General features: G+C 65.0%; 15 protein-coding genes. 4 read left to right on the forward strand and 11 right to left on the reverse strand.

The window, feature by feature from the left end; all coding sequences use genetic code 11:
• Positions 1-166 precede the first annotated feature (166 nt).
• From EDE12_RS11620 to EDE12_RS11630, 3 genes are read left to right on the forward strand one after another with little or no spacing between them, the layout of a single operon-like run.
• Positions 167-1,417: an SDR family oxidoreductase gene (locus tag EDE12_RS11620; protein ID WP_024880285.1), complete on the forward strand. Its 1,251-nt coding sequence runs from the start codon at positions 167-169 to the stop codon at positions 1,415-1,417.
• A 3-nt stretch (positions 1,418-1,420) separates the two neighbouring features.
• Complete coding sequence (locus tag EDE12_RS11625) at positions 1,421-1,891, forward strand: DUF2269 domain-containing protein (RefSeq protein WP_024880286.1); 471 nt, start codon at positions 1,421-1,423, stop codon at positions 1,889-1,891.
• Between the two features lie 15 nt (positions 1,892-1,906).
• Positions 1,907-2,884 (forward strand): DCC1-like thiol-disulfide oxidoreductase family protein, encoded by a 978-nt coding sequence (locus EDE12_RS11630; RefSeq protein ID WP_245275775.1) that lies wholly within the window; start codon positions 1,907-1,909, stop codon positions 2,882-2,884.
• A 154-nt stretch (positions 2,885-3,038) separates the two neighbouring features.
• Here EDE12_RS11630 and EDE12_RS11635 read toward each other — a convergent pair whose 3' ends face one another.
• The 9 genes from EDE12_RS11635 to mtnC form a co-directional block, all read right to left on the reverse strand.
• A complete protein-coding gene (locus EDE12_RS11635) occupies positions 3,039-4,256 on the reverse strand; it encodes a PepSY-associated TM helix domain-containing protein (protein WP_036290966.1) in 1,218 nt (405 codons plus the stop codon).
• A 2-nt stretch (positions 4,257-4,258) separates the two neighbouring features.
• Positions 4,259-6,478 (reverse strand): TonB-dependent siderophore receptor, encoded by a 2,220-nt coding sequence (locus EDE12_RS11640; RefSeq protein WP_026598866.1) that lies wholly within the window; start codon positions 6,476-6,478, stop codon positions 4,259-4,261.
• 867 nt (positions 6,479-7,345) lie between these two features.
• Positions 7,346-8,161 carry a substrate-binding domain-containing protein gene (locus EDE12_RS11645; protein WP_051592500.1) on the reverse strand — a complete coding sequence of 272 codons (816 nt, stop codon included), beginning with the start codon at positions 8,159-8,161 and terminating at the stop codon, positions 7,346-7,348.
• 16 nt (positions 8,162-8,177) lie between these two features.
• A complete protein-coding gene (locus EDE12_RS11650; protein WP_026598868.1) occupies positions 8,178-9,536 on the reverse strand; it encodes a di-heme oxidoredictase family protein in 1,359 nt (452 codons plus the stop codon).
• The gene (locus EDE12_RS11655; RefSeq protein ID WP_166671851.1) at positions 9,533-10,945 is read right to left on the reverse strand and encodes an ABC transporter substrate-binding protein; all 1,413 of its coding nucleotides are present in this window, start codon (positions 10,943-10,945) and stop codon (positions 9,533-9,535) included. The genes EDE12_RS11650 and EDE12_RS11655 overlap by 4 nt, the downstream gene beginning before the upstream one ends.
• A gap of 283 nt (positions 10,946-11,228) precedes the next feature.
• Positions 11,229-12,530, reverse strand: coding sequence for a C4-dicarboxylate transporter DctA (gene dctA / locus EDE12_RS11660; protein ID WP_036290969.1), 1,302 nt, complete (start codon positions 12,528-12,530; stop codon positions 11,229-11,231).
• 192 nt (positions 12,531-12,722) lie between these two features.
• Positions 12,723-13,670 (reverse strand): aldo/keto reductase, encoded by a 948-nt coding sequence (locus EDE12_RS11665; protein WP_026598870.1) that lies wholly within the window; start codon positions 13,668-13,670, stop codon positions 12,723-12,725.
• Between the two features lie 25 nt (positions 13,671-13,695).
• On the reverse strand, positions 13,696-14,025 hold the full coding sequence (locus EDE12_RS11670) for a ferredoxin (protein ID WP_026598871.1): 330 nt from the start codon (positions 14,023-14,025) through the stop codon (positions 13,696-13,698).
• A gap of 2 nt (positions 14,026-14,027) precedes the next feature.
• Positions 14,028-14,714 (reverse strand): acireductone synthase, encoded by a 687-nt coding sequence (gene mtnC, locus EDE12_RS11675; protein ID WP_026598872.1) that lies wholly within the window; start codon positions 14,712-14,714, stop codon positions 14,028-14,030.
• A 344-nt stretch (positions 14,715-15,058) separates the two neighbouring features.
• Between mtnC and uvrA the strand changes: the two genes are divergently transcribed.
• Entirely contained in the window at positions 15,059-18,085 is a 3,027-nt protein-coding gene (gene uvrA / locus EDE12_RS11680; RefSeq protein WP_026598873.1) for an excinuclease ABC subunit UvrA, read from the forward strand.
• A 73-nt stretch (positions 18,086-18,158) separates the two neighbouring features.
• On the opposite strand, the gene EDE12_RS11685 is transcribed toward uvrA, so the two are convergent.
• Positions 18,159-19,262, reverse strand: a complete 1,104-nt coding sequence (locus EDE12_RS11685; RefSeq protein ID WP_024880300.1) for a glycosyltransferase — start codon at positions 19,260-19,262, stop codon at positions 18,159-18,161.
• Positions 19,263-19,380: 118 nt separating this feature from the next.
• A complete protein-coding gene (gene clpA / locus EDE12_RS11690) occupies positions 19,381-21,876 on the reverse strand; it encodes an ATP-dependent Clp protease ATP-binding subunit ClpA (protein WP_026598874.1) in 2,496 nt (831 codons plus the stop codon).
• Between the last annotated feature and the right edge of the window lie 10 nt (positions 21,877-21,886).

Genomic DNA, 21,886 nt, shown 5'->3' on the forward strand with positions numbered 1-21,886 from the left:
CCGACTGTATCCTCAGTTTATAGGCGATTCAATGAAATCTGTCTCTAACGTTTATAGTAGCCCCATTCATATGACATAAAAACAGATAGTTATCCAGTGGCGCCGCCATTGCCCATAGGTCTCCCAAAGGCGAAGCTTTTTCGCCCCATCGCCGAGGAGACCGATCTTGGCCCGCATTCTCATCATCGGCGGCAGCGGATTCATCGGACGGCATATCGCCGGCCGGCTTCGCGACCGCGGCCATCATGTCGTCGCGGCCTCGCGCCGCAAGGTCGATCTCGCGCGCGACGGCGAAGCGCGGCTTCGCGACAAGGTCGCGAGTTTCGAGATCGTCGTCAATTGCGCCGGGCTCGTCCGCGACGACGGCGCAAATAGCATGGACGCCGTCCATGCGGAGGGCGCGTGCAACCTCTTTCGCGCATGCCTCGCCGCGGGCGTCACGCGGCTCGTTCACATCTCGGCGCTCGGCGTCGAGAACGACGGCGAGACGCTCTATCAGCGCAGCAAGGCGGTCGCCGAAGAGCGGCTCGCGGCGCTCGATCCCGAAGGCGCGCGGCTCGATTGGCGCATATTGCGTCCCTCGCTCGTCGTCGGCCGCTGCGGCGCGAGCACGCGCTGGCTGCTCGCCGCCGCCGTCCTGCCCTGGCTGCCGAGCTTCGGCGATGGCGCTTGGCGCTTTCAGCCCGTGCATGTCGGCGATCTCGCCGAAGTCGCGGCGCGTATCGCGGAGGGAGCCCCTTCGCCGCGTCGCCTCGATGTCGTCGGCCCGGAGCCGATGACGACGGATGCGCTGCTCGCGCTCTTGCGCGAATGGCTCGGCCTGAAGCCGACGCGCTTCTTTCGCGTGCCCTATCGGCTCTTTCTGCTCGCGGCGTCGATCGGCGGACGCATCTCGACCGGACCGCTCAATCGCGAGGTGATAAAGCTCCTCTCGCGCGGCAATGTCGCCGATTGCGCGCCGATGACTGCGGCGCTCGGCCGGCCGCCGCGCGCTATTCGCGATGCTCTGGCGCTGGAGCCGGCGTGCGAGGCGGACAGGCGGGCGGCGCGACTGTTCCTCCTGCCTCCCGTGCTGCGCTGGAGCCTCGGCCTGTTGTGGGTCGCGACGGGCCTTCTCTCCATCGGACTCTATCCGCAGGAGAAGAGCTATGCGCTGCTCGCCGAGATCGACGTTCACGGCGCGCTCGCCGAGTTTGCGCTCTATGGCGGCGCGGCGGTCGATCTCCTGCTCGGCGTGCTGCTGCTGCTGCGCTGGCGCCCTGCCCTCGTCGGCGCCGCGCAGCTTTCGACCATGCTCGCCTTCACCATCATCGCGACGCGCCTGCCATCCGATTATTGGCTGCATCCTTTCGCGCCGCTCCTCAAGAATTTGCCGATCGCCGCTGCGATCCTCGTCATGATCGCGTTGGAGTCCTGACCCATGCTCGATCCTCTCACTCTGAAAACAGCGCATATCGTCAGCTCGACGATTTTGTTCGGCACGGGGCTCGGCACCGCCTTTCATGGCCTCGCCGGCAATCTGCGCGGCGATCTGCGCGCCATCGTCGTCGGCAACAGAAATGTCGTGCTCGCCGATTGGCTGTTCACCACGCCCGCCGTCATCGTGCAGCCCGTCACCGGCGTGCTGCTGGCGTTGGATCAAGGCTGGCCGCTCGATACGCCCTGGCTGCTCGCGGCGATCGCGCTCTATCTCTTCGTCGGCGCCTGCTGGTTGCCGGTCGTATGGCTGCAAATCCGCATGGCGCGTATCGCCGAGCAATGTCTCGAGAAAGACGCGCCGTTGCCGCCGATCTATGGAACCTACCTCCTCTGGTGGTTCGCGCTCGGCTGGCCGGCCTTCATCGCCATGATCGCGATCTTCTGGCTGATGGTCGCAAAGCCGCAATTTTAAAAAATGGAGATAGACATGACCACTCTGTTCCAAGACCTGCTCGCCGAGCGCTTCGATCTCCTGCCCGCGCCCGTCCGTCGCTTCCACACGCGCGAGCGCGAGATCTTCACCGGCGGTCGCGCGAAAATCTCCGCGCAGGGCCGCGGTCTCGGCGCGGCGATGCTCGCCTTTGTCGCGGGTCTTCCGGCGCCGGGCGAGAATGTCGAGACGCACGTCCGCTTCACGCCGCTCTCTGGAAAGCGGGAATTCTGGCGGCGCGATTTCGCCGGGCGGCGCTATGAGAGCGTCATGCAGGCGGCGCCGGACGGGCGCCTGATTGAGCATTTCGGCCCCTTCGATCTCTATTTCGATCTCACCGCCTCGCCCGCTGGCCTGCGCTGGTCGCTGGCCGAATGGCGCCTGCTGAAAATCCCGCTGCCGCGAGCGACGACGCCGATGATCGAATGTTTCGAGAGCGCCGAGGGCGAGCGCTTCGCCTTCGACATAGACGTCGCTTTTCCGATCGTCGGCCATGTCGTGCATTACAGCGGCTCACTGGCGGAGACGCCAGAGGATGCGCCGATCTTCGTCTATGACGGCGTCTGCGCGCTCTGCGACTGGACTGTTCGCTATGTCCTTGCGCATGAGATCACGCCGTCGATCCGCTTCGTCGCGATACAATCTAAAGAAGGGCGCGCTTTGGCGCGAGAGGCGGATATAGACCCGGACGCGCCCGAGAGCTTCCTCTTCATCGAGAACGGCCGGCTGATGAAGGACTCCGAGGCGCTGCTCGCGCTCGCCCGGCAATTGCGCGGACCGGCGCGCGCCGCCCCTCTCGCCCGCCTGCTGCCACGCTTCGTCGCCGATGCGCTCTATCGCCTCGTCGCGCGCAACCGCTATCGCTGGTTCGGTCAAAAACCCGCCTGCGCGCTCCCAGAGGCCTCGCACCCGACGCGCGACGCTTGCGCATATCCGACGGAGGATCAACCGACCGATCGCTCATCATCCGATTGAAAAACGGATCACCGATTGCGTAGCCGCGGCGCGTCACTCGACGAAATTTGTGACGCCGCTCGCCGACGCCTTCGCGAGCATCACGCGAAATGTCGCGCCGCCATCAGCCGTCGGCTCGAGAGAAATGCGCCCCTCTCGCCTCGTGATGATCGGATCATGAGCGGCCTCCTGCGCCGGAGGCCCGGGCACGCCGCTTCTGCAGCCAGCGCATGAGGCCGGTGATGTAGAGCAGCGCCGGCGCGACGCCGAGCAGAGCGATGACCGCGCGGCCCAGATCGCCGAAGGCCTCGCCGGAATGTAGTGGGAATTGCCATTCGAGGAATTTCTCGCCAGCGGTAAAATGATGCGGATCTTCGATCGCGAGGATTTGGCCGCTGTAGCGATCGACCGCCGCCAGCCGGTGCGGCTCGCTCACATTGACTTCGTCATCGGCGCGCTTGCCGACCACGAAGGCGCCCTCCGGCGCCACCGGCAACGAGAGGCTCATCACCTTGCCGTCAGGAAACAGCTGGTCAACCGCCGCAACCGCTGCTTCCGCGCCGATCGACGGGCGCCCGTCGGCAGACGCGGATTTCGCGTTTTCGAGATGATGCGTATGAACCGGGGAAAAGAAGTCGACGAGCGCGATCATTTGCGGGCTGAAGGTCAGGTAGAGTCCTGAAAATATGATCACCGCGAGGACGGCGAGGACATACACTCCCGTCGTCTTGTGGAGATCGAGAGTCAGGCGCTCGGCGCTCGCGCCGCGCTTGATCTGAAGCGCCTGTCGCCATCTGCCATTGCGCGGCCACCAGAGATAGACGCCGGTCGCGAGCGAGAAGAGCAGGAAGAGGCCGACGAATCCGACAAAGGTCGCGCCGTTCTCGCCGAGCAGAAGCGCCGAGTGCAGGTGCACGAGCAGCACGGTCAGAGGTTCTGCGAAGTGATTGCCGTCGTCGACGATCAGGCGCGCGCCTTTGACGGCGGCGGTAATCGGATCGACGACGATCTGATATATTTTCGTGCGCCCCGGCTCCCGCGCCGAATAGATGACGTCGAAATAGCCGCCATCGCCTTTGGGGAAATGCATCCAGACGGGCGCGGAGCCCTCTGGCGCGGCGGCGCGGCTCGCGGCGATGATCCCGTCCACCGATGCGCGCTCGCCGCCCAGCGCATAGCGCGTCGGCGTGAACAGGTCCTTGTTCAAAAATTCGTCGATCTCGACACGGAAGGCGAGCAGGCTTCCCGAGAGACCGAGGAGAACGAAGACCGCGCCGGCGACGAAACCTATGTAGCGATGCGCAGCGAGCCAGAACGCTCGGCCGAGGACGAGGCCGTTCGCTCCGCCGCTCGTCTGCGGCGCCCGGCTCTTTCGATCGATGTCGTCGGTCATGGTCAGAACTCCGCGCGCAGCGACCCGAGGAAGGTTCTCGGCGCGCCGGGAACGGCGCCCATCCGCCCGCCGCCGCCCTCGTAATAGGTCGTGTCGAGCAGATTGTTGACATTGAGCTGGAACGTCAATTTCGGAGCATGCGGAAGCCAGCCGGCGTCGAGCTTGTAGGACGCCATGACATCGACGCGCGCATGCGCGGGCAGCTCGAAGCTGTTGTCATTGTCGCCGAACGCCTTGTCGACATAGGAGACGCCGCCGCCGACGGTGAGGCCGGCGAGCGCGCCCCACGCCTCGTATTTCGCCCAGAGATTGGCGGTGTTGTGGGGCACGGAATGGAGCCGCTTGCCGGCGGTTCCGCCCCCGTTCACCACATCATGGTCCTTGACGATGCGCGCGTCGAGATGGGTGAAATTGGCGATGACGCTCCAATGCTCGTCGATACGCCCCGTCAAATCGAGCTCGACGCCATTGCTGCGTCCGTCGATGACGCGCACGAAAGGCGTGCCGGAGATCGCCGTGGTCTGGTTTTTCTTGTCTATGTCGAAATAAGCGGCGGTCGCAGTGAGCCGCCCGTCCAGCAGCTCGGCCTTCACGCCGCCCTCGAACTGCGTTCCGATCTGCGGCTGTAGCGGTCGATTATACTGGTCTATGCCATTGCTCGAGCCATAGGAGCGCGTGTAATTGCCATAGACGGAAAGCCAGGGGAATGGGCGGATCAGCACGCCGATCCGCGGGCTGTTCGCGCTGACCGGCACAACGACTCTTCGCGAGTCGACCTCGGCGAAGGATTCGTCGGACCACAATGTCGCGGTGCTCGACTCCGCCCAATCATGACGTCCGCCGAGAAGCAGCTGAATGCGATCGTCCCAGAAGGAGATCTGGTCCTGAGCATAGAGCCCCTTCCATTTCTCCTTGGTGATGGTGCGGTAGGAGGAGCTCAGCGCGTCGACATTGGCGGGAATATTGACCGGATAATAGATGTTGATCGAAGAAATATAGTCGCAGCAATGGCCGTGAGCCTTCAAGTCGAGACTATAATAGTCGAAGCCGGCGAGCACCCGGTGGGTGAGAGGCCCCGTCACCGCCTTTCCCTGGAGGTCGACATTGGTCGAAACGGTCTCTCTGTAGAAAATGGGCTCGGCTGCATTCGGCGTCGGCACCAGCCAGATTCCGCGAAGCGCGTCGCCAGTCGCCTCGTTAGAGAAGGAATCGAGCCAATCTCCGCGCTGCCGATAATCGGCGCGCGTGTGTGAAAAGCGGTTCGTCACGCTCCAGTCATTGTCGATCCGGTATGTCCAATCATAGCCGAACAGCGTCCGTTCCTGAAAATTGGGGTATTTGTCGGCGACATAAGAGTCGAGCAGATAGCGGCTGATCGGAATGCCCGCCGGGCGGAAGCCGAGCGCCGGGATCGGCGACAAATCTCTGAAATAGCCCCGTTGATATTCGCCCTCGACGTTGAGGGTGAATTGCTCGGTCGGCCGCCATGTGATCGACGGCGAGATCAGCAGATTGTCCTGGCCGACATGCGGCTGGAAGCTGTCCTTGGCGAGGTAGGACACATTCATGCGATAGAGGAGCGTCTTGTCTTCCAGCAGCGGCCCCGTGGCGTCGATCGCCGTGCGCGTCAGGCCGAAGCTTCCGACCTGCTGATGCACTGAAAAATAGAGCGTCTCCTGCGGGCGCTTGGTCACGATGTTGATCAGACCACCCGGCTCCACACGTCCATAGAGCATCGCGGCCGGGCCTTTGAGAACCTCGATCGACTGGAGGTTGGTCGTTTCCTGATTGGTGGTGTTCGGCTGCCGCAGCCCGTTGCGGTAGGTCTGGTTGCCGCTGTCGAAGCCACGGACGATGAGGCCGTCGTAGTAGTTCGAGGAGCCGGCGACGCCGCTGACATTGGTGAAGAGCGCGTCGCGGATGCTGACGGCCTGCCGGTCGTCCATCGTCTCGCGCGGAACGATCTGCACGGAATAGGGCGTCTCCAGGATCGGAATGTTCGTCTTTGTCGAGGAGACCGGCCCGACCTGATTATAGCCCGTCTCGCGCCCTCCCGACCGCGCCGATTTATCGGCCGCGCCGGCCTTTCCAGAGCCGCTTCCGCCGAGCGTCTGTCCGGCGACATCGATGGCCGGGAGAGATTCCTGCCCTCGAGCGGGCAGAGCGAATGCGAGAGCGATCGCGCAGGCGGAAGCGCCGCGCAGCAAATGCGAACGGATCATAGGTGTCGTCTCCTGCGAGCCCGCTATCGGGGCCGGACGGAACATCGGAAATCGCGGCGCACGGCCGCGGTCTGTCGATCAGGAGATTTGTGGAGGAGCGCGAGGCGACCCGAGATGGATGCGCGCCGGCGGACGAATGACGGCGCGCTCGACGAAGCGCGCCGCGACGCCGCAGCAGCCCGTCGGCGCCACCGGATGCGAGACAGCGCTCGCGAGCCTCCCGGCGCCCGGCCCCCCGTCGCTCTCAGAACAGGCGAGACAGCCGATGGGGCAATCATGGGTGTGCCGGCGCCGCTCGCTATCGACGGCGCAACGGTTCTCATTCGCGCCATCCGCGACGCGAGCGCTCACGCGCTCCGGCTCGCTCTTCCCGGCGGCGGACGCCGGAGCCAGGGCCAGCGCGGCGAAGAGCCACGCGGCCGCCAAGGCCAACACAGCGCGCGAGAAGCAGCCTCGCCGTCGAAACCACCGCATCATCGAATAGACCCTGGGGGCGCGGTCGCAGCCGCCACCGCTTCGAGGAGTTCGCAGCTCGGCCTCGAGCGCTTCTCTCCCTCGCATGTGAAAGTCTCACCAAGCTCTCACATTTGGGCGCCAGCCGAATTCCTATCTGCTGTGACGGATTTGCAACAGCTCCGACATAGCGGCGGTCGCCATCCGGCGTCAGGCGGGACGACGGCAGGGATGCGGCAGGGATTATGATCCTCGGCTCGGCGAGCCGTTGTCGTCAGGGCGCAATAGTCCGACGACGATCTCGGGCGGAGCCTCGCGCCAAAGGCGCGATAGAGGTTCGACGAGCTTCGATGCAAAAGCGATCGGGCCGGCCGTCGGCTCTTTGTCCTCGGGGAGAGACAATGACGGTCCGGCTCACCGATCGGAGGCGGGCTCCGCGATCGGGACAAAGCCGGCGCGGCGCAAAGCCGCTTGTCCCGAGGGCGACAACAGCGTCAGAAAGAAATCCAGCGCCGCGGCGGAAGCGCGCGGCGACAGAGCGACGCCATATTCGACCGCGACGTCATAGAGCTCCGGAAGCGGAAACGCCCGATATTTGCCGGCCGATTTTTCCGCCATGGGCGTCGCGCCCGAGCAATAGACGAGCAGCAGATCGACTGCGCCCTCGTCGAGCCAATGCGTCAGCGGCTGATTTTGCGGACGTGGCTCAGCGCTTTTCGGCTCGCCGCCGCCGAAGAGGATCTTCGCCTTGCCGGTCAGCGTATCGAAAGCGCCCGGCCGCTTCTCGTCGATGCGACGGAAGAAGGACCAGGCGTAATCGCCGGCGGGGTCCGACTTCGGCGTGGAAGTCCCCGGCCGCACGGCGGGATCGAGCAGAGAATCGACAAGCGTCTCGCGCGTGATCGCCGAATGGGCCTGCACGACGGCGCAGAGCTTGTTGCGCGCCAGCACCACGCTCGGCCGCGCCAGCCCCTTCTCGGTCAAGGATCGCGCCTGCGGAAAAGCGGCGGTGGCGTAGACGTCGAAGGCCTCGCCGCCGATGATCCGGTCGCGCAGCGCGCCGGCAGGGCCGAAAACCAGCGTCACATGATCGCCGCGGCTTTTCTCGAACTCCGTCGCGACGGCGGTCAGGGCGCCGCGGAGGCTTCCCGCCGCCAGCACGCGAATTTCCTCCGCGCGCGCCGGGACGAGAGCCGCGAGCATGAGAGCGATGGACGCGAATAATCTCATCTGGCGGCTCCTTCGCTCACAGTGATCGCAGAAAGGCGATCAGCGCCTCGCGCTCGTCCCTCTTCAGCGCGGCATAGGCGGCCTTCGCCGCTTCGCCCTCGCCGCCGTGCCAGAGGATCGCCTCCTCCAGCGTGCGCGCGCGGCCGTCGTGCAGAAGCAGGCTGTGCTCATTGACGATCGGCACGAGTCCGACGCCCCATAAGGGCGCGGTGCGCCATTGCCGGCCGCTGGCGTGGAAATCGGGCCGACCATCGGCGAGCGCTTCGCCCATGTCGTGCAGCAGAAGATCGGTATAGGGCGCGATCGTCTGAGCCGGCAGCGTCTGCGAAAATTTGGGATGCGCCTCCGTCTTCAGGCTCGGGACGTGGCAGACGCCGCATCCGGACGCGAGAAAGAGCGTCTCGCCGCGCGTAACTTGCGGATTATCCGTGTCGCGACGCGGCGGCGGAGCGAGATGCGCATTGAAGAAGTCGATGTCGTCGAGCCGGATGGCGTCCAGCTCGGGCCGGTTCTTCGACTTTGTCGCGGCCCGGCAGGCCGCCTGCTGCTCCGTGCATTGATCCTCGGGGAACAGCGGCGTGGTGACGCCGAGATCGCCGATGAACGCCTCGGCGATCTGCTGCTTCAGATTGGGGCTGTTCGCCTTCCAGCCGAAGCGCCCCGGGACCATTTGGCCGGAAATGACGTCATAGACCTCGTTGACGACGCCATGGACGCCCTGCGCCGGCTGCTCCGCGGCGATGCGCTTCATGGTCTCGATCGGCACGGACTCGAGCAATCCGTCGCCGAACACGGCCGGCGCGCCTCGCAACGAAAAGAGCGCATCGTCGAGCGGCCCATAGGCGAGCCCGACGAATTCTATGCGCGGACGGCGCAGCGCCACTATGGAGCCATCGGCGAGCGTCGCCGTGATCGCGTCCCAGGAGAGGGCGGCGCGGCCCTCCCCCGGCACGCCGGGCGCACCCTCCTCATTCAGCTGTCCGCCATAGGCCGGATGCGGCTTGGGCGCGCCATGCGGGCCGTCGCCCGGAACCGAGAGGCGCACCAGCATGGACAGCATGCGTTCGTCCGGCCCGCTCGGCGGCTGGCCGCGGCCGTTCTTCTGATGGCAGGCGGCGCAGGAGATGCGGTTGAACAGCGGCCCGAGCCCGGACGCCTCGCCGCCGCCCGGCGGAAAGGACCAGGAGCGCATGAACTCGACGCGGCCGCGATAGAAGGCGTCCTCCGCCGCCGCATCGAGCCCGGCGACGGGATAGCTATAGGCCTCGCGCGGGAACTCTTCGGCGCTCGCCGAGACCAAAGACCCGACGAGAAAAGATCCGATGAGAACAGCCGATGCAACGCGCGCCGCAGGACGAAAAATGCCGCGCCTCACGCCTTGGCCTCGTCCAGCAGCCGGCTCGCCCGCGCTTGATTCTCGCGAAAGGCGGCGCGCCATTTCTCGATGATCGGCTTGGCGGGCTCGGGTATCGTGAGGCCGTTCGGCTGACCGGGAATGACCTGCGCTTGCTCCGGCGGGCCGGCGCTCGCCTGCGGGGCGGGGCTCGCTTCGGGGGAGACGGCGCTCTCCGGCCGGCGGCGCGGGCGGAAGGCGGCGGCGATCGCCTCGTCCTTCCAGAAATCGGCCGCGACCGGAATCTCCTCCAGCGCTCGCCGCGCCTCGGCGACATGAGAGCCGCCGCGTCCAGCCGTCTCCGCCGCATGCACGCGCCGCCACAGGCCGGACAGCAGCTCCTTGTCTTGCACTAGGCCGTTGAACAGCGCCGCCATCGCAGTGGAGCGGCCGCCGCCGTCGTCGGCCGGCTGAAAGGCGAATTGCCCCGCGGCCTGAGCGGCGAAAGGATCGAACTGCGCCGCGCCGAGCGCCGCATAGACGTCGGGCCGCACCGGCAGGCGCGGCAGATCGGTCTTGGGCAGCAGCGACTGCCCCTCGGCCGAGAGAACATAGGAGGCGAGGGCGCGCGCGCCCTCGACATTGGCGGCCTTCTTCAAAAGGCCGATATATCCGGCGTTCACGATCCCGCCATGTTCGGGATAGACGCGCTCCATGGGTTGGCGGAAACGCTGCTCGGCGTTGGGCACGGTGTCGACATGCAGCGCCACCGGCTGGCGGCCGGAGATGACCTCGTCGCGCAGGCCCTTTTGCATCAGCACGGCGTTGCCGGCGATGGCCGAGAGCAGCGCCCAGCCCTTCTCCCAGCCGAAGGATTGCGTCGCGACGCTCAGCAATTGGCTGCCGAAGCGCACAGTCCAAGGGTCGGACATGGCGACCTTGCCGGCGTAGGCCGGGCCGGCCAGCACGGCCCAATCCTCGGGCCAGGGAAGGTTTTGCGCTCTTATCGCCTTGCTGTTGACCAAAAAGCCGAAGGCGGTGAGCTGCGAGGCGTGAAAAAGATCGCCCTCCCCCTCCAGCGGCAGCGCGCCGATCGCCGCGGGCAGGCCCTCCTTGGAGAGGCCGAGCGGCTGCATGAAGCCGTCCTTCGCCATATCGGCGAGATGATTATGCGGGGCCGCCTGCCACCAGACATCCGGGCTCGGCGCCGAGGCGTCGCGAAGATGACGCATCGCGTCCGGCGGCATCAGCCAGACGATCTGCACGCGATATTGCGGATAGGCCTTCTCGAAACCTCTCTCGATCAGCGACAGAGTGTCGTCATTGTGATTGGTCATCACGACGACGGGCCGCCGCTCATCGGCGAAAGCCGCGCCCGGAAGCGCCGACAAGGCGCCGGCGGCGCATCCCTGGAGAAAGCCGCGGCGGGAAGAAGCACCAATGCGCGACATGCTGCGCCTCGCTGGTTTTTGCAAAGAGCTGTCGGACGCGCGCCGATAACGAAGGGCCGCGGCCGCGCGATCGATCATATGATCTGCAGCGGAATTCACGGCGCGTCGTTCTCTCCCCGCGAGCGGAGAGAGGAGGATTGCGCGAGCCGATCGGCCGAAGCTCAAATCATCAAGTATTCGAACTATATTACGATACGCCCTGTAGCAAGGCCACAGTTCGGGCAGGTCGCCGCTTTCCGCGCCAATCCGGCGCAGCGCCGATGCGCGTCATCGCCCACCGCGGCTATTCCGTCGTGAGGGCGGTTTCCACATCGCTCGGGTCGATGCGGCGCGACAGCCCCGCGGCGAGCTTGTCGTGATCGAGCTCGCCCTCCCACCAGGCGACGACAATGGCCGCGACGCCATTTCCGCAAATATTGGTGAGCGCGCGGCATTCGCTCATGAATTTATCGACGCCGATGACGATGGCCATGCCCGGCGCGAGACGCGGATCGATGGAGGAGAGCGTCGCGCCGAGCGTGATGAAGCCCGCGCCGGTCACGCCCGATGCGCCTTTCGACGTCAGCATGGCCACGGTGAGAATGACGAATTGCTGCCCCGCCGTCAGATGCACGCCGAGCGCCTGAGCGATGAACAGGCTGGTCAGCGTCATATAAATATTGGTGCCGTCGAGATTGAAGGAATAGCCCGTCGGCACCACGAGGCCGACGACGGATTTCGAGCAGCCGAGGCGCTCCAGCTTCTCCATCAGCTGCGGCAGCGCGCTCTCCGAGGATGAGGTGCCGAGCACGATCAGCAATTCATCGCGAATATAGGCGAGGAAGCGCAATATATCGAAGCCGACGATGCGGGCGACGAGGCCGAGCGCGACGACGACGAACAATATGGAGGTGAGATAGAAGGAGCCGACCAGCCATGCGAGGCTCATCAACGATTGCGAGCCATATTTGCCGACCGTGTAGCCCATGGCGCCGAAAGCGCCGATCGGCGCAGCCTTCATCACAATGGCGATAACGCCGAACATGGCGTGGCCGGCCTCGTCGATGAAGCCGCGCAGCGCCCTGCCCCGCTCGCCCAGCGCCATCAGCGCGAAGCCGAACAGGATGGAGAACAGCAGCACCTGTAGAATATCGCCCTTGGCGAAGGCGCCGATGACGCTGTCGGGAATAACGCCGAGCACGAATTCCACCGGCGTGCGCTGCGCGGCGGGCTCGAGATATTTGGCGACGGCGGCGGGGTCCGCCTTGCCGGAAAAGCCCTCGCCCGGCCGCAGCACATTGCCGACGAGGAGCCCGAGCGCCAGAGCGACGGTCGAGACCACCTCGAAATAAACGAGCGCCTTTATGCCGACGCGGCCGACCTTGGCGGCGCTCTCGAGATGAGCAATGCCGGAGACGATGGTGCAGAAGATGATCGGCGCGATCACCATTTTGATGAGATTGACGAAGCCCTTGCCCATCGCCTCCATCCAGGGGCTCTGGGCGATGTCGGGGAAATAGACGCCGAGCAGCGCGCCGAGCACGATCGCCGCGAGCACCTGGAGGTAGAGGCTATGCGCGCTTTTGCGCTTCGGCGCCTCGGCCATTTCGACGGCTACGGTCAATTTCTGCCCCTTTTTCCAGCTCTTTCGGCATTCCTAGACCTGGAGCAGGGACCGGGCAATGGCAAGCAGGGGCGGTCGAGAGGGGTTGAAATGCCGAGTCTTTGCCATTGAACCCCACCCCGTCCGGCTAACGCCGGCCGACCCTCCCCGTAAAGGGGAGGGTAGACGCCCGCTTCACGCGCTCACCATGTCGAGCCGCATCAGCGTCCGCGCATCGAGCGTCAGCGTCAGCGCGCCGAAAATCTCTGTGAGCTGGGCGACGCTCGTCACGCTGACGATCGGCGCGGTGACGCCGGGCTGGGCCAGCAGCCAGGCGATGGCGACCTGCGCCGGCGTGGCGCGAAATTGCGCGGCGGCGCGGTCCAGCTCGCGTAGAATATCGAGGCTGCGCTCGTCGAGAATGCCCGCGACGACGGCGCCGCGCGCCGCGCCGACCGTGTCCTCCATGGAGCGATATTTGCCGGTGAGGAAGCCCGCCTCCAGCGCCCGGAAGGGGATGACGCCAATGTCCTCCTCGAGGCACAGGCGGCGCAGATCGCCCTCGTAATAGGCGCGGGTGACGAGATTGTAGTGCGGCTGCAAGCAGGAAAAGAGCGGCAGCCCATGCGCTCGCGCGGCCGCCAGCGCCTCCGCGAGGCGCGGCGCCGAGTAATTGGAGGCGCCGATGGCGCGCACCTTGCCGCTCTGAATGAGCGTCGCGAAGGCTTCCAGCGTCTCCTCGAAGGACGTCGCCGTATCGTCGAAATGCGCCTGATAGAGATCGATGCGATCGGTTCGCAGACGGCGCAGCGAGTCCTCGGCCGAGCGGATGATATGCGCGCGGGAGAGGCCCTTGCCCACATTGAGCATGGCGCCGCCGACCTTGGTGGCGATCAGCACGCGATCACGCTTGCCCGTCGCCTGTAGCCAATCGCCGATGATCGTCTCGGATTCGCCGCCGCTATGGCCGGGAACCCAGGTCGAATAGGTGTCCGCCGTGTCGAGCAGCGAGAAGCCGCGATCGACGAAAGCGTCCAGAATGGCGCGCGAGGTCGCCACATCGGCCGTCCAGCCGAAGACGTGGCAGCCGAGCACGAGCGGCGCGCAGGCGAGGCCCGAGCGACCGAGCCGACGATGCTCCATCGAAACGCTCCGCTTCCGGCTCGAATTAGCAGTTGCTGTAATCTTCCGGGGCGATGCGGACGTGCATGCCGTCGAGGCTCGAGTCGAATTTCATCTGGCAGGCGAGACGCGAATTGATCTCGCGGTTGGCGGCCTTGGCCAGCATGATGGCCTCGGCCGGCTCCATGGGGGGCATGGCGACGCCTTCGGGCAGATCGACATAGATTTGGCAGGTGGCGCAGGTGCAGCTGCCGCCGCATTCCGCGACCAGCTCCTCGACGCCGGATTTGCGGATCAGCTTCATCATCGTCGCGCGATCCTTGCCGGCGATCTCAGACTGCGTCCCGTCGCGCGTTTCGAGCGTGAATTTCGTCATCGTCACTGTCCGATGTTCAAGGAGAGCAAATCCGCGCTCACAGGATGGCGGCTCGCCACATTTCCATCGCGCGCCATGCGAGTCGTGGCGAGGCCCGCCGTCTGGGCGGCGTCCAGCTCCTCCTCATTCTCCGACAGCACGAGGACGGAGCCGGCGGACAGGCCCAGATTTTCGCAGAGGTCGCGATAGGAGCCGGGCTCGATCTTCTGGCCGAGGGTCGTGTCGAAAAAGCCCTCGAACAGGGCCGTCACCTGCTCGGAGGAGGAATGGCTCAGTAGCAGCTTCTGCGCCAATTCCGAATTGGACGAGTAGACGAAGAGGCGAAGCCCGGCCGCGGCCCAGGCCGAGAGGCAGCCGGCGACATCCGGATAGAGCTCCGCCGCGAGCGAGCCGGCCGCATAGGCCTCCTGCCAGATGAGGCCCTGAATGACCTTCAGCGGCGTCGCCTTGCGGCCCTGCTTCATCCAGCGCAGCAGCAGAGATTCCGCCTGAGTGGGATCGAGCTCATAGCCGCCCATGAGGCGGCCGGTCTCCTCCAGCGCCTCCTCCACCTCTTCGTCCTCGGCATGCTCGACGATATAGCCGCCGAGCCGCGTGGCCGCGAGCGGCAGCAGCGTGTCGTTCATGAAGGTCATGGGCAGGACCACGCCTTCGAGATCGATCAGGACGACGCGAATGGGCTCGCTCATCGCGCCGCCTCCCCCGCGCAGAATTGTCCGAATAACGCCATCGAAGCGCGCGCCTTTCCCGGTTGCTTGAGGAAAGACAGCATGATTTGTGCCGCGCCCTGCTCGAGGCTGTGGATTACCGCGCCGCAGCATGGCAAGAAGGGCGAGAGGGCGTAAGATCGCGCCGGCCCGGGGAAATGGGCGCATTCCACCCTCCCCTATAGGGGGAGGGTCGGACGGCGGAGCCGTCCGGGGTGGGGTGCGCCGCGAGACTCGGGGAGACACCCCACCCCGCGCCTTCGGCGCGACCCTCCCCCTCACAGGGGAGGGTGAGACCGCCCGCCGCTCCAGTTCTGGTCGTGCCCATGCGAAGCTCGAAAAAATCCGCCGCCCAAGCCTCTCTCGACGAGCTGTTCGACGGCAAGGTGATCTCCATTCGCGGCGCGCGCGAGCATAATCTCAAGAATGTCGATCTCGTCATTCCGCGCGACAAATTCGTCGTCTTCACCGGCCTCTCGGGCTCGGGCAAATCCTCGCTCGCCTTCGACACGATTTATGCCGAGGGCCAGCGCCGCTATGTCGAGTCGCTCTCCGCCTATGCGCGGCAATTCCTCGAGATGATGCAGAAGCCGGACGTCGATCAGATCGACGGCCTCTCGCCCGCCATCTCCATCGAGCAGAAGACGACCTCGAAAAACCCGCGCTCCACCGTCGGCACGGTGACGGAGATTCACGATTACATGCGCCTGCTGTGGGCGCGCGCCGGCATTCCCTATTCGCCGGCGACCGGCCTGCCGATCGAGAGCCAGACCGTCTCGCAAATGGTCGATCGCGTGTTGGCGCTGCCGCAAGGCGCGCGGCTCTATCTGCTCGCGCCCGTCGTGCGCGGCCGCAAGGGCGAATATAAAAAAGAGATCGCGGACTATACCAAGCGCGGCTTTCAGCGTCTGAAGATCGACGGCGTCTATTACGAGATCGCCGACACGCCGCCGCTCGACAAGAAATTGAAGCACGATATCGACATTGTCGTCGATCGCATCGTGGTGCGCTCCGACATTGCAGCGCGCCTCGCCGATAGTTTCGAGACGGCGCTGGAATTGGCCAATGGCCTCGCCGTGGTGGAATTCGCCGAAAGCAAGCGCGCCGAAGGCGGCGACGCCCCTGCGGCGGCGACGCCCGCCGCCTACGCCTCCACGCATTATGCCGCGGATCACATCGTCTTCTCGTCGAAATTCGCCTGCCCCGTCTCCGGCTTCACCATTCCCGAGATCGAGCCGCGACTCTTCTCCTTCAACAATCCTTTCGGCGCCTGCCCCGTCTGCAGCGGCCTCGGCCAAGAGCAGGTGATCGATCCCGATCTCGTGGTTCCCGATCCCAAGCTCTCGCTGCGCAAAGGCGCCATCGCGCCTTGGGCGAAATCCTCCTCGCCCTATTATGGGCAAGCGCTGGAGTCGCTCGGCCGTCACTATAAATTCCGCATGGACACGCCGTTCGAGAAGCTCGAGCAATCGGTGCGCGACGTGCTGCTGCATGGCTCCGGCAAGGAGGAGATCCGCTTCTCCTATGACGACGGCGCGCGCGCCTATGATGTGAAAAAGCCTTTTGAAGGCGTCGTCGCCAATCTGCAGCGCCGCTTCCTCGAGACGGACAGCGAATGGGCGCGCGAGGAGATCGGCCGCTATATGTCGGCCGAACCTTGCAAGGCGTGCCTCGGCTATCGCCTGAAGCCGGAAGCGCTCGCCGTGAAGATCGACGGCTTTCATATCGGCGAAGTGTCGGACCTCTCCGTGCGCGCGGCGCTCGACTGGTTCCGCGCTCTGCCGGAGAAGCTCGACGCCAAGCGCAATGAGATCGCGCATCGCATATTGAAGGAAATACGCGACCGCCTCACCTTCCTCGTCGATGTCGGCCTCGATTATCTGACGCTCTCGCGCGCCTCCGGCACTTTGTCCGGCGGCGAGAGCCAGCGCATTCGCCTCGCCTCGCAGATCGGCTCCGGCCTCACCGGCGTGCTCTATGTGCTGGACGAGCCGTCGATCGGCCTGCATCAGCGCGACAATGATCGTCTGCTCGACACGCTGCGACGGCTGCGCGATCTCGGCAATAGCGTCATCGTCGTCGAGCATGACGAGGACGCCATTCTCTCCGCCGATTATGTGGTGGATGTCGGCCCCGGCGCCGGCGTGCATGGCGGCCATATCGTCTCCAAAGGCGCGCCGCAGGAGATTATGGACGATCCCAATTCGCTCACCGGCCAATATTTGACCGGCGCGAAGCAAGTGACCTTGCGCCATGCGCTGCGCAAGCCCGACCCCGGCCGCTGGCTGAAGATCAGCGGCGCGCGCGGAAACAATCTCAAAAATGTCGAGGCGAAGATTCCCTTGGGACTCTTCACCGCCGTCACTGGCGTCTCCGGCGGCGGCAAATCCACGCTCGTCATCGAGACGCTGTATAAAGCAGTGGCGCGGCGCCTCAATGGCGCGCATGAGCATCCGGCGCCCTTCGACAAGATCGACGGACTCGAGCATATCGACAAAATCATCGATATCGACCAATCGCCGATCGGCCGCACGCCGCGCTCGAACCCCGCGACCTACACCGGCGCCTTCACGCCGATCCGCGAATGGTTCGCCGGCCTTCCCGAGGCAAAAGCGCGCGGCTATGCGCCGGGGCGCTTCTCCTTCAATGTGAAAGGCGGCCGCTGCGAAGCCTGCCAGGGCGACGGCGTCATCAAGATCGAGATGCACTTCCTGCCCGACGTCTATGTCACTTGCGACGTCTGCAAGGGCAAGCGCTACGATCGCGAGACGCTGGAAGTGAAATATCGCGAGAAGTCCATCGCCGATGTGCTCGACATGACGGTCGAGGAAGCAGCCGTCTTATTCAAAGCCGTGCCGGCGATCCGCGACAAGATGGAGACGCTGAAGCGCGTCGGCCTCGATTACATTCGCGTCGGCCAGCAGGCGACGACGCTCTCCGGCGGCGAGGCGCAGCGTGTGAAGCTCGCCAAGGAATTGGCGCGCCGCTCCACGGGCCGCACGCTCTATATTCTCGACGAGCCGACGACGGGCCTGCATTTCCACGATGTCGCCAAGCTGCTCGAGGTGCTGCACGAGCTCGTCGATCAGGGCAATAGCGTCGTCGTCATCGAGCATAATCTCGAGGTCATCAAGACGGCCGATTGGATCATCGATCTCGGACCCGAGGGCGGCAATGGCGGCGGCGAGATCGTGGCGGCTGGTCCGCCCGCCGATATCGTCGCGGCGAAGCGCAGCCACACCGGCCGCTATCTCGACGAGGTGCTGAAGCGCCGTCCGCCGCGCGCGGAGAAAGCCAAAGCGACGAAAGAGGCGCCCGCGCCGAAACGCAAGCGCGCCGCGCAAGAGCAATAGGACCCGCCTTGCGAAGCTGAGGACTCACGTCCGATCGACGCCCTGGACAGCGAGCCTTCAGGCTCGCTCTTCCTCAGCGCTTCGCGTCGCGCGCAGCGAAATAAGAATCGATCTTCTCGCGCATCTCGCGCAAGAAGCGCTCCTCGCCGAAGCCGAGTGCGTGGGCGCGAATGCGCTCGGGCGAGAATTCCATGCGCTCGAAGCGCGCGATCGCCTCGCTCAGCGCTTCGATCGTCTGTGTATCGAAGAAGACGCCTGTCTCATTCTCGACAACGGTCTCGGTCGCCCCGCCGCGGCGGAAAGCGATCACCGGCCGTCCACTCGCCATCGCCTCGAGCGGCACGATGCCGAAATCTTCCTCACCCGGAAAGATCAGCGCGCGGCAGCGCGAATAATGCCGCATCAGAACGTCGAAAGGCTGCGGGCCGAGCACGGACACTGTCGGGCCGGCGCGCTTGGCGATCGCCTCCAGATTGGAGCCGCCGCCGATGACGACGAGCTTCTTGCCGCTCGCATTGAAGGCGTCGATGGCGAGATCCGGCCGCTTATAGCCGACGAGCTCGCCGACCATCAGATAATAATCGCCGATCTCTTGCGGAGGCGCGATGGAGAAGGCGTCGGCGGCGACGGGCGGATGCACGATATCGGCGGAGCGGCGATAATAGCGCTCGACGCGATGCGCGACCGTCGTGGAATTGGCGATGAAATGATCGACGCGCGTCGCCGACAGCGCATCCCAATTGCGTAGATAATGGGCGAGCGGCGGCATCAATAGGCGCGTGAGCCGGCCGGATTCCTCGCGATATTCATGGTACATGTTCCACAAATAGCGCATGGGCGAATGGCAATAGCAGACATGCAGCGCCTCCGGCGGCGGGATGATCCCCTTAGCCGGACCGGACTCGCTCGAGATGACGAGATCATAGCCGCGCAGATCGAGCTGCTCGCAAGCGAGCGGCATGAGCGGCAGATATTGCCGGTAATATTTCGCCGCGCGCGGAAGCGACTGAATGAAGCTCGTCGTGATCGGGCGCGAGCGGATCGTCGGCGAGACAGCGGACGGATCGATGACATGGGCGAAGAGATCGGCCTGCGGATAGAGCCGGATCAGAGCTTCGACGACCTTCTCCCCGCCGCGCATGCCGACGAACCAATAGTGAACGATCGCCACGCGCATCTATGTTCTCACCTCGAGCTCGGACAGAAGCGCGGGAGCGCGCAAATGACGAAGCCGGGCATAGCCCGGCTTCGAGAATACGATCGAAGTGATTAACATCCCGTGAGGGATCGCGCGCTCAGCTCTTGAGCGGCGTCTCTGGAACACTGCGCGGACGCGCGCTGGCGCTGCGCGGAGCCGGCTCGGTCTTGCCCGAATCCTTGCCGCCGTCGCCGTCCTTCGCCTTGCGGCTTTTGCGCGGCTCGGCGCCGCTCTCCGCCGCCCGCTTCTTGCCGGCCTCGACGATATCACGCTCGGGACGCGGCAGCACCGGCCCCTCGGGGAAGACGAAGCCCAGCGTCTTGGAGCCGCTGTCATCCGTCACCACCACCACGCGCACGGCGCCACCATTCTTCAGCCGGCCGAAGAGAACCTCATCGGCAAGCGGCGTCTTGATATGCGTATGGATGACACGGCCCATCGGACGCGCGCCCATGGCCTGATCATAGCCATGCTCGACGAGCCAGGACCGCGCCTCGTCGGAGAGCTCGATCGTGACATTGCGGTCGGCGAGCTGCGCCTCGAGCTGCAGGATGAATTTGTCGACGACGCGGGCGATCACCTCTTCCGGCAGATGGCCGAAATGGACGATCGAGTCGAGACGATTGCGGAACTCCGGGGCGAAGAGGTGATTGATCGCCTCATTGTCCTCGGCGCTATGCGTCTTGCCGCGCGTGAAGCCGATCGGCTTGCGCGCGAGATCGGCGGCGCCGGCGTTGGTCGTCATGATGAGGATCACATTGCGGAAGTCGATCTGCTTGCCATTGTGATCGGTCAGCTTGCCGTGGTCCATCACCTGCAGAAGGATGTTGAACAGATCGGGGTGCGCCTTCTCGATCTCGTCCAGCAGCAGCACGCAATGCGGATGCTGGTCGATGCCATCCGTCAGCAGGCCGCCCTGATCGAAGCCCACATAGCCGGGAGGCGCGCCGATGAGCCGGCTCACCGTATGGCGCTCCATATATTCCGACATGTCGAAGCGGATCAGCTCTATGCCCAGCGAGGTGGCGAGCTGGCGCGCCGCCTCCGTTTTGCCGACGCCGGTCGGGCCGGAGAACAGATAGCAGCCGATCGGCTTCTCGGGATCGCGCAGGCCGGCGCGGGCCAGCTTGATCGCCGAGGTGAGCGCCGTGACAGCCTTGTCCTGTCCATAGACGACGCGCTTCAAGGTCTCGTCGAGATGGGCGAGCACCTCGGCGTCGTCCTTGGAGACGGTCTTGGCGGGGATGCGCGCCATGGTCGAGATCGTGGTCTCGATCTCCTTGAGGCCGATCGTCTTCTTGCGCTTGGACTCCGGCACCAGCATTTGCGCGGCGCCGGTCTCGTCGATCACGTCGAGCGCCTTGTCCGGCAGCTTGCGGTCGTGAATGTAGCGTGCCGAAAGCTCCACCGCGGCCTTCAACGCCTCATTGGTGTAGCGGATCTTGTGGAACTCTTCGAAATAGGGCTTGAGGCCCTTGACGATCTCCACCGCATCCGGGATCGACGGCTCATTGACGTCGATCTTCTGGAAGCGCCGCACCAGAGCGCGGTCCTTCTCGAAATATTGGCGATATTCGCGATAGGTGGTCGAGCCGATGCAGCGCAGCGTGCCCTGGGCCAGCGCGGGCTTCAGCAAATTGGAGGCGTCCATCGCGCCGCCGGAGGTCGCGCCGGCGCCGATCACCGTATGGATCTCGTCGATGAAGAGGATCGCATTCTTATGCGCCTCAATCTCCTTGATGACCTGCTTCAACCGCTCCTCGAAATCGCCGCGATAGCGCGTGCCGGCGAGCAGCGTGCCCATGTCGAGCGCGAACACCGTCGCGCCGGAGAGCACCTCGGGAACCTCGTTCTGAATGATCTTGCGAGCGAGACCTTCAGCGATGGCCGTCTTGCCGACGCCCGGATCGCCGACCAGCAGCGGATTGTTCTTCTGCCGGCGGCAGAGCACCTGCACGGTGCGCAGCACCTCGGACTCGCGGCCGATCAGCGGATCGATGCGGCCGTCGCGCGCCTTGCGGTTGAGGTTGACGCAATAGGCCTCGAGCGCGCCTTCCTTCTTGCGCTGCTCGCCCTCGCGCCCCTCGCGTCCCTCGCCCCGCTCCGCCTCGTCCTCGACGCCGCGCGGCGCGCGCGAGCCGTCCGAGAGGCCCGGCCGCTTGGCGATGCCGTGGCTGATGTAATTGACCGCGTCATAGCGCGTCATATCCTGCTCCTGCAGGAAATAGACGGCGTGGCTCTCGCGCTCGGCGAAGAGCGCGACCAGAACATTGGCGCCGCTCACATCCTCGCGACCGGAGGACTGCACGCTGATGATGGCGCGCTGCACGACGCGCTGGAAGCCGGCGGTCGGCTTGCAGTCGCCTGCCGATTCATTGACCAGATTGTCCAGCTCGTGATCGATGTATTCGCGCAAATTTTTGGCGAGCAGATCGAGATCGACCGAGCAGGCGCGCAGCACGGCCGCCGCGTCTTGGTCGTCTATGAGGCTGAGGAGCAGATGCTCCAAAGTCGCATATTCATGATGCCGCTCCCTCGCCGAGGCGAGCGCGCGGTCGAGTGACTGCTTCAGGTTGCGCGAGAATGTCGGCATCGATCGTCCG

The organism is Methylosinus sp. sav-2 (assembly GCF_004366495.1).
GTDB lineage: Bacteria > Pseudomonadota > Alphaproteobacteria > Rhizobiales > Beijerinckiaceae > Methylosinus.